The organism is Caballeronia mineralivorans PML1(12) (assembly GCF_001028175.1).
GTDB lineage: Bacteria > Pseudomonadota > Gammaproteobacteria > Burkholderiales > Burkholderiaceae > Caballeronia > Caballeronia mineralivorans.
Genome location: NZ_AEJF01000206.1, coordinates 1 through 8,410, shown reverse-complemented (window position 1 = coordinate 8,410; position 8,410 = coordinate 1). Strand labels below are relative to the sequence as shown.

6 protein-coding genes and 1 pseudogene are annotated in these 8,410 nt (G+C 60.2%); 2 read left to right on the top strand and 5 right to left on the bottom strand.

Annotation, left to right across the window (positions count from 1 at the left end):
* The 5 genes and pseudogenes from EOS_RS46600 to rpsB form a co-directional block, all read right to left on the bottom strand.
* Window positions 1-111 (bottom strand): annotated as a pseudogene (locus EOS_RS46600) (di-trans,poly-cis-decaprenylcistransferase); the annotation flags it as partial.
* 64 nt (window positions 112-175) lie between these two features.
* Window positions 176-736 carry a ribosome recycling factor gene (frr, locus tag EOS_RS34400; RefSeq protein ID WP_047896686.1) on the bottom strand — a complete coding sequence of 187 codons (561 nt, stop codon included), beginning with the start codon at window positions 734-736 and terminating at the stop codon, window positions 176-178.
* Between the two features lie 97 nt (window positions 737-833).
* The gene (gene pyrH / locus EOS_RS34395) at window positions 834-1,547 is read right to left on the bottom strand and encodes a UMP kinase (protein WP_047896685.1); all 714 of its coding nucleotides are present in this window, start codon (window positions 1,545-1,547) and stop codon (window positions 834-836) included.
* A gap of 331 nt (window positions 1,548-1,878) precedes the next feature.
* Entirely contained in the window at window positions 1,879-2,760 is an 882-nt protein-coding gene (gene tsf, locus EOS_RS34390; protein WP_047896684.1) for a translation elongation factor Ts, read from the bottom strand.
* 223 nt (window positions 2,761-2,983) lie between these two features.
* The gene (gene rpsB / locus EOS_RS34385) at window positions 2,984-3,736 is read right to left on the bottom strand and encodes a 30S ribosomal protein S2 (protein ID WP_047896683.1); all 753 of its coding nucleotides are present in this window, start codon (window positions 3,734-3,736) and stop codon (window positions 2,984-2,986) included.
* A 494-nt stretch (window positions 3,737-4,230) separates the two neighbouring features.
* Between rpsB and map the strand changes: the two genes are divergently transcribed.
* The gene (gene map, locus EOS_RS34380) at window positions 4,231-5,040 is read left to right on the top strand and encodes a type I methionyl aminopeptidase (protein WP_047896682.1); all 810 of its coding nucleotides are present in this window, start codon (window positions 4,231-4,233) and stop codon (window positions 5,038-5,040) included.
* 472 nt (window positions 5,041-5,512) lie between these two features.
* Complete coding sequence (locus EOS_RS34375) at window positions 5,513-8,098, top strand: [protein-PII] uridylyltransferase (protein WP_047896681.1); 2,586 nt, start codon at window positions 5,513-5,515, stop codon at window positions 8,096-8,098.
* Window positions 8,099-8,410 lie beyond the last annotated feature (312 nt).

The following is an 8,410-nucleotide window of genomic DNA, read 5'->3' as shown; positions in this document are numbered from 1 at the left end:
CGGCAGGCGCCGCTGCGTCGCCCAACGGCCGTTGCCGTCCATGATGATCGCGATATGGCGCGGGACAGCCGCGACATCGGGTACGCGAACGGTAGAGCTGGTATAGGTCATGGCCGCTGAATCTAAGTATCGACAGAGTGACGCGCCGGCACGACGCAAGAGACCGGAAACGGCCTCAAACCGTCATGATTTCGGCTTCTTTCGACACCACCAGCCTGTCGATTTCAGCAACGTTTTTGTCGGTAAGCTTCTGGACGTCATCGCTGGCACGACGCTCGTCGTCCTCGGAGATTTCCTTGTCCTTCACGAGCTTCTTCAGTTGCTCGTTGGCGTCACGACGCAGGTTGCGCACGGCGATCTTGGCGTTTTCGCCTTCGCTCTTGACGACTTTCGTCAGTTCGCGGCGGCGCTCTTCGGTCAGCGCGGGCATTGGCACGCGGATCTGATCGCCTTGCGTGGCGGGGTTCAGGCCGAGATCCGACTCACGGATCGCCTTTTCCACCACCGGCACCATCTTCTTTTCCCACGCCTGCACGCCAATCGTACGGGCGTCGATCAGCGTCATGTTCGCCACTTGCGAAATGGGCACGCTCGAGCCGTAGTAGTCCACCTGGATATGGTCGAGCAATCCCGTATGGGCGCGACCCGTGCGGATCTTGGCGAGATCGTTCTTGAACGCTTCGATCGACTTCTGCATCTTCTGATCGACGCTCTTCTTAATGTCAGCCACACTCATTTGAGCCTCCGTACTTTCATTACGTGCGATGCACAGGCGGTGGCGGCGCAGTTCCCGTGGGAGCGCGCCCGCCCTCGCCCTTTGTCACCGCGAGAGTTTACACGTGGACGAGCGTACCTTCGTCGTCGCCCTGAACGATGCGCTTGAGCGCACCCGGCTTATTGATCGCAAACACGCGAATAGGCAGCTTCTGGTCGCGGCACAGTGCAAACGCCGTCGCGTCCATCACCTGCAGATTCTTGCCGATCGCTTCGTCGAAGCTGATCGTGCTGTAGCGTGTGGCGCTCGGATCTTTCTTGGGATCGGCGGAATATACACCGTCCACTTTGGTCGCCTTCAACACGACTTCCGCACCGATTTCCGAACCGCGCAATGCGGCGGCGGTGTCGGTGGTGAAAAACGGGTTGCCCGTACCGGCCGCGAAAATCACCACTTTGCCTTCTTCGAGCTGGCGAATGGCGCGCGGGCGGATATACGGCTCGACCACCTGGTCCATGCGCAACGCCGACTGCACGCGCGCCTCGATACCGGCGTGGCGCATGGCGTCCTGCAACGCAAGCGCGTTCATCATGGTGGCGAGCATACCCATGTAGTCGGCAGTTGCGCGGTCCATGCCGGCCGCACCGCCCGCCACGCCGCGAAAGATATTACCGCCGCCAATGACAACCGCGAGTTGTGTGCCCATGCGCACCACTTCCGCGACGTCTGCCACCATCCTTTCGATTGTCGCGCGATTGATGCCGAAGGCATCGTCGCCCATTAGTGCTTCGCCGGAGAGTTTGAGGAGTACGCGTTTGTAGGCTGTGGGCATATGAGGGTTCCGTTCGCGCCGAGAGGGAGTCCAACAACGTAGAACTGTAGGGGTGAAACGATATTTACGGCAAGCATCCCATATTGGGTAAGCCGCGGCGGCATAACGGGTTAACCCCGGTTTGCCCATCCGGCGCGGTTTTGACCGCTATGAGGGTGCGGGACGGACGTTCCTCGATGGGAACGCCAGACCTGCATCCAACTGCTTTTCACTGCATTTTTGACTCGGCGGCCAGTGAACCTGAATCGAGCGGCCCGGTTGAACGGACCGGCTGACTGCTGCTGCGCGCAACCATCATGCGCAGCACTGACACTGCCCGCCGTTTGACGCTTTAGCCCTGCTTGGCGGCGGCAACTTGCGCAGCCACTTCGGCAGCGAAGTCGTCCGTACGCTTTTCGATGCCTTCGCCGACCACGAACAGCGCGAACTTCTGCACCGACGCGCCTGCCGCCTTCAACATCTGTTCGATCGTCTGCTTGTCGTTCTTAACGAACGTCTGGTTCAACAGCGACACTTCCTTCAGGTACTTCTGCACGCTGCCGTCGACCATCTTCGCGACGATTTCAGCCGGCTTGCCCGATTCCGCGGCCTTTTGCTCGGCGATGCTGCGTTCCTTCGCGATCAGCTCCGCCGGAACGTCGTCCGACGACAGCGAGACCGGCTTCATGGCAGCGACGTGCATGGCGACGTCCTTGCCGACCTGCTCGTCCGCGCCCGTGAATTCGACCAGCACGCCGATGCGCGTACCGTGAAGGTACGAAGCCAGCTTGTTGGCGGATTCAAAACGCACGAAACGGCGAACCGAGACGTTTTCACCAATCTTGCCGATCAGCGCGAGACGCACTGCGTCGACGGTCGAGCTTTCCATCGGCAGGGCCGACAGAGCAGCCACGTCAGCCGGATGATTCTTCGCGATGAGTTCAGCCACCGTCTTGCCGAAGCCCAGGAAATCGTCGTTCTTCGCAACGAAGTCGGTTTCGCAGTTCAGCTCGACCAGAACGCCCACGCCGTCGGCGATATGCGCCGCGACAATACCTTCAGCCGTCACACGCGACGCCGCCTTGCTTGCCTTGTTGCCCAGCTTCACGCGCAGCAGTTCTTCAGCACGCTCCATGTCGCCTTCGGCTTCCGTCAGCGCCTTCTTGCATTCCATCATGGGCGCGTCGGTCTTTGCGCGCAGTTCTGCCACCATGCTTGCGGTAATTGCCGCCATCATTTGCTCCTTGAGTCTGTGCCGTGTTTTCACACGTAAATCGCACTATTGACACGCGCCGCCGGCGAAAAATGCCCGCGGCCAGAATGGGGGTGCTGCCTGATACTTCACGAATACTGCCGTTGTTACTTTACGTTGCAGTTGCGGCCGGTTAAAAAAAGGGGGCCTTTCGCAAAGCCCCCTTTTTTGCCGGAACCATCAGGTCGGCGTCTTATGCAGAGACTTACGCTTCTGCGTTGACTTCCACGAAGTCGTCGCCTTCACCGCTGCGAACTGCCTGGACCACTTCGTTCACCGCGTTCGAACGGCCTTCCAGGATCGCGTCGGCCACGCCTTGCGTGTACAACATCACGGCCTTGCTGGCGTCGTCGTTACCCGGGATCACGTAGTCGATGCCTTCCGGCGAGTGGTTCGTGTCGACCACGGCGATAACCGGAATGCCCAGCTTCTTGGCTTCGGTCACAGCAATCTTGTGATAACCGACGTCAACCACGAAGATTGCGTCCGGAATGCCGCCCATGTCCTTCACGCCACCAATCGACTTCACCAGCTTGGCCATTTCGCGTTCGAACAGGAGCGCTTCCTTCTTGCTCATGCGTTCCGTTTCACCGGCTTCCAGCGCTGCTTCCATGTCCTTCAGGCGCTTGATCGATACTTTCAGCGTCTTGAAGTTGGTCAGCATGCCGCCGAGCCAGCGGGCGTTCACGAACGGCATACCAGCGCGTTGCGCTTCTTCTGCCACCGTGTCACGCGACTGACGCTTCGTGCCAACGAACAAAATCGTGCCGCGATTCGCTGCCAGTTGACGCACGTACTTCAGCGCGTCGTTGTACATCGGCAGCGTTTTTTCGAGGTTGATAATGTGAATCTTGTTGCGATGACCGAAAATGAACGGGGCCATTTTCGGGTTCCAGAAGCGCGTTTGGTGACCGAAGTGGACACCGGCTTCCAGCATTTGACGCATTGTTACTGCCATGAGAGTTCTCCGCGAGGGTTAGGGTCTTAAGCCGGCTGCCGCATCGGGCGCCCCGTGTTTCTTGATTTTTCGGGGCGCCGGACACCCTGGGTGCGCCGGCTTGCGATTCAAGTCCGATCTTCTCTGCCCTTTTCTTTTCGGGCGAACGTTTCCAGAAAAGCACAGCGTTTTCAGGAAAATCGCATTGAAAAGACGATTGCAAAGTAGATGCAGACTTAGCCAGCGAGTATATCACGCTCAAATGACTCGGCTCAAGCTGCCTGTTGATCCGGATGAAGCCTGGAACAGCTTTCCTCAACCGTCCTGTCGAACACCGCGGTCGCCCCGGGAATCACGGCAGAGGGGTAAAGCAGGGGCAGAACAATCGGTAAATTTGTGCACAGACCGCTCTAAAACCGCCGCGCCAGCCCGCGCCCGGGTGCGGCGAGCCCTGTAAGGTGCGATAATGGCCGATTGGCGCTAACAGCCGCATACACGCATTCTCGACACAAGTCATGTCCATTACGCTGAAAAACGACCACGATATCGCGCAAATGCGCATCGCCTGCCGGCTTGCCAGCGAAGTGCTCGACTTCATCACGCCCCGTATTGCCGCGGGCGTGACGACGGGCGAACTCGATCGGCTTTGCCACGAGTACATGGTGAAGGAACAGGGTACAGTGCCCGCTCCGCTCAATTACCAGCCGCCCGGCTATCCGCCGTACCCGAAGGCCACCTGCATTTCCGTCAACGACGTGATCTGCCACGGCATTCCCGGCGACAAGACGTTGAAGAACGGCGACGCGCTCAATATCGACGTCACGGTGATCAAGGACGGCTATTTCGGCGACACCAGCCGGATGTTCCTGGTCGGCGAAGGCTCGATCCTGGCGAAACGCCTGGTGCAAACCACGTTCGACTGCATGTGGCTTGGCATCGACCAGATCAAGCCGGGCGCGCATCTCGGGGATATCGGCCACGCCATCCAGAAGCATGCCGAGGCGCAAGGCTACAGCGTGGTGCGCGAGTATTGCGGCCACGGCGTGGGCCAAGTTTTCCACGAAGACCCGCAAGTGCTGCATTACGGCCGTCCCGGCACGGGCATCGAGTTGCAGGCGGGCATGATCTTTACCGTCGAACCCATGATCAACGCCGGTCGCCGCGATATCCGCACCATGCCCGACCAATGGACCGTCAAGACACGCGATCGCAGTTTGTCGGCGCAATGGGAACATACGGTGCTGGTTACGCCCACGGGGTATGAAGTGCTGACCGTTTCGGCGGGTACGCAGGCGCCTTCGGAATTGATCGCCGCAACAGCTTAAGTGAGAACTCGACGGGTGTAATTCTGGCGGTGATGAGATGAGATTTGCTAACGCTTGAGGTTGCACCCAAACCGTTCATGCAGAGTGTTTCGCTCAATGCAAAAACGGCTGGATCGTTCACGCATCTTCCTGTTATTTCGCTCGGTTTAAAGACGGCTTAAGCTTGCTGAATTGGGTGATATCGGGTGGTATTGCGAACGCCGGGGTCGGTCGCGTTGTTCGTTCCCGTGATGACCGAACTCGCGGCCCAGGCTGATCGGGCAGTCTCTCAGGCCGGCTGTTTTGGCGATCAGGCCCGATTTTCGGCGCCTTGCACTGCGCGGCGTCGAGGTTAGCGGGCGAGCGCCGCGCCCAGCGCCAGCCGAAACATGTTGCGCACGCACCAACTGCATCGCCACGACCGATTAAACCCGGCGAACCGCCCATTCGCCACGATCAATTTCTACCCACTGACTAGACGATCCGCCTGCCCATGAGCGTACCTGCCGTCGCCCCGCCCTGCGCCGATTCGCTGAAAGCCTCGTACAAGACCGCCAAGGCCGCCTTGCTCGAGCGCTTTCAAAGCGCGACCAACGTCGATGGCCTGATGCACGCCCTCGCGCGCGCCACCGACGACGCGCTCAAAGGCGCATGGGAAACCTGCGAGATGCCGGCATCGGCGGCACTGATCGCAGTTGGCGGCTATGGGCGCGGCGAACTGGCGCCGTATTCGGACGTCGATATCCTCGTTCTATTGCCCGACCATGAGACGCCCGATCACACTGCTTCGCTGACTGCGCGTATCGAAAGGCTGATCGGCATGGCGTGGGATCTCGGGCTCGAGATCGGCAGCAGTGTGCGTTCGGTGTCGCAATGTATCGATGAAGCGAGCAACGACATCACCATCCAGACCTCGCTGCTCGAAGCACGGCGGATCGTGGGCAACGAGAAACTGTTCGATACGTTCGAAGGGCGATATCAGCAAACGCTCGATCCGCGCGCGTTCTTCCAGGCAAAAGTCCTGGAAATGCGTCAGCGGCACGCCAAATATCAGGACACGCCGTACAGCCTGGAACCGAATATCAAGGAAAGCCCCGGTGGGCTGCGCGATCTGCAGCTCATTCTGTGGATCTCGCGCGCGGCCGGTTTCGGCAGCAGCTGGCGTGAACTGGATTCCCGTGGCCTTATCACCGAACGCGAAGCGAGCGAACTGCGTCGCAACGAAGGTTTTCTGAAGACCCTGCGCGCGCGGCTGCACGTGATTGCCAAGCGGCGGCAGGACATTCTCGTCTTCGACTTGCAGACGGCACTGGCAGAAAGCCTCGGCTACAAAGCGACGTCGTCCAAGCGCGCGAGCGAACAGCTCATGCGCCGTTATTACTGGGCCGCGAAAGCCGTCACGCAGCTTGCTACCATCCTGATCCAGAACGTGGAAGCGCAACTGTTTCCATCGACGAGCGGCATCACGCGCGTGCTCAACGAGCGTTTCGTCGAGAAGCAGGGCATGCTGGAAATCGCCAGCGACGACGTTTTCGAGCGCGAACCGAACGCCATTCTCGAAGCATTCCTGCTGTACGAACAGACGCGCGGTATAAAGGGTTTGTCGGCGCGAACGCTGCGAGCCATCTACAACGCGCGCGACCTGATGGGCCGCGACTGGCGGGGAGACTCCGAGAACCGGCGTCTGTTCATGGCGATCCTGCAGCAGCCCGAAGGCATCACGCACGCGCTGCGGCTGATGAACCAGACGAGCGTGCTCGGGCGTTATCTGCTCAACTTCCGGCGCATTGTCGGGCAAATGCAGCATGACCTGTATCACGTCTATACCGTCGATCAGCACATCCTGATGGTGTTGCGCAATCTCCGCCGTTTCGCGATGGCCGAACATGCACACGAGTATCCGTTTTGCAGTCAGTTGATGGGCAATTTCGAGCGCCCGTGGGTGCTGTACATCGCGGCGCTTTTTCACGATATCGCCAAGGGCCGCGGCGGCGATCACTCCGTGCTCGGGATGGCGGACGCGCGACGTTTTTGCCGCGATCACAATGTTGGCGCGGACGACAGCGATCTGGTCGTATGGCTCGTGGAACAGCACCTGACCATGAGTCAGGTCGCGCAAAAGCAAGATACGAGCGATCTGGAAGTCATCAAGCAGTTTGCATCGATGGTCAAGACGGAGCGCCGGCTGACCGCGTTGTATCTGCTGACTGTCGCCGATATCCGCGGCACCAGCCCCAAGGTCTGGAACGCGTGGAAAGGCAAGCTGCTCGAGGATTTGTACCGGGCCACGCGCGCCGTGCTCGGCGGCGCCGAGCTTCACGCGCACTCGGAACTCAAGTCGCGCCAGGAAGACGCGCTCGCGTTGCTGCGTCTGGAAACCGTGCCCGAAAACGCGGAAAAAGCGTTGTGGGACAAGCTGGATGTCGGCTATTTCCTGCGCCACGATGCCGCCGATATCGCCTGGCAAACTCGCGTGCTCTACAAACACGTGGAAAGCGAAAACCCGATCGTGCGCGCGCGGCCATCGCCAATTGGCGCAGCACTCCAGGTGTTGGTGTACGTACAGGACCGGCCCGATCTGTTCGCCGGGATTTGCGCGTACTTCGATAAAAACGGCCTGTCCGTGCTCGATGCACGCGTCACGACGACACGGCACGGCTACGCGCTCGACAATTTTCTGGTCGCGCATCCGGACCATGACGGGCATTATCGCGACATTGCGAATCTCGTCGAACAGCAGTTGAGCACGTTGCTGACCGCTGAAGGCATCTTGCCGGAACCGTCGAAGGGACGTGTTTCGCGGCTGGTGCGCACTTTTCCGATCACGCCGCGCGTGGATTTACGTCCCGACGAACGTGGTCAATATTACATCCTGTCCGTATCGGCTAACGACCGGCAGGGCCTCCTTTATTCGATCGCGCGGGTTCTGGCCCAGCACCGGATCGGCGTCCATGCGGCGCGGATCAATACGCTTGGCGAACGCGTGGAAGACGTGTTCCTGCTCGACGGCAAAACCCTATCCGACAACCGGACGCAGATCCAGGTCGAAACCGAACTGCTGCGCGCGATCGCAGCCTGAGAATATATGCGCGTCAAACTGACAGCGAAGCACCCGCGCCCGGCATCGCCGGCGCGTTCCCCCGTTCGTACCGGCAGCGCTGCCGGACGGAAAAAGCCCGCACGCGCCGATATGGCGAGCGGCGACCGGCCAGTGCGTAGTGATAAAGCGGCAGGCGGTGCGGAACGCGGTGATCGCGGACCTCGGCCTTCGTTTGGCGACCGCGGTGCGCCGCGTGGCGATCGGCCTTCCGGCGGTGGTGAACGTCGTCCGTTTACGCCGCGTGGCGATGCTCCAAGGGGTCCGAGCAGCGATCGTGGGCCGCGCCCGTCG

Excerpts from the sequence above, each read along its gene's own strand:
- pyrH (WP_047896685.1), bottom strand. The coding sequence starts at position 1,547 with ATGCCCACAGCCTACAAACGCGTACTCCTCAAACTCTCCGGCGAAGCA.
- EOS_RS34375 (WP_047896681.1), top strand. The coding sequence starts at position 5,513 with ATGAGCGTACCTGCCGTCGCCCCGCCCTGCGCCGATTCGCTGAAAGCC.
- rpsB (WP_047896683.1), bottom strand. The coding sequence starts at position 3,736 with ATGGCAGTAACAATGCGTCAAATGCTGGAAGCCGGTGTCCACTTCGGT.
- frr (WP_047896686.1), bottom strand. The coding sequence starts at position 736 with ATGAGTGTGGCTGACATTAAGAAGAGCGTCGATCAGAAGATGCAGAAG.
- map (WP_047896682.1), top strand. The coding sequence starts at position 4,231 with ATGTCCATTACGCTGAAAAACGACCACGATATCGCGCAAATGCGCATC.
- tsf (WP_047896684.1), bottom strand. The coding sequence starts at position 2,760 with ATGGCGGCAATTACCGCAAGCATGGTGGCAGAACTGCGCGCAAAGACC.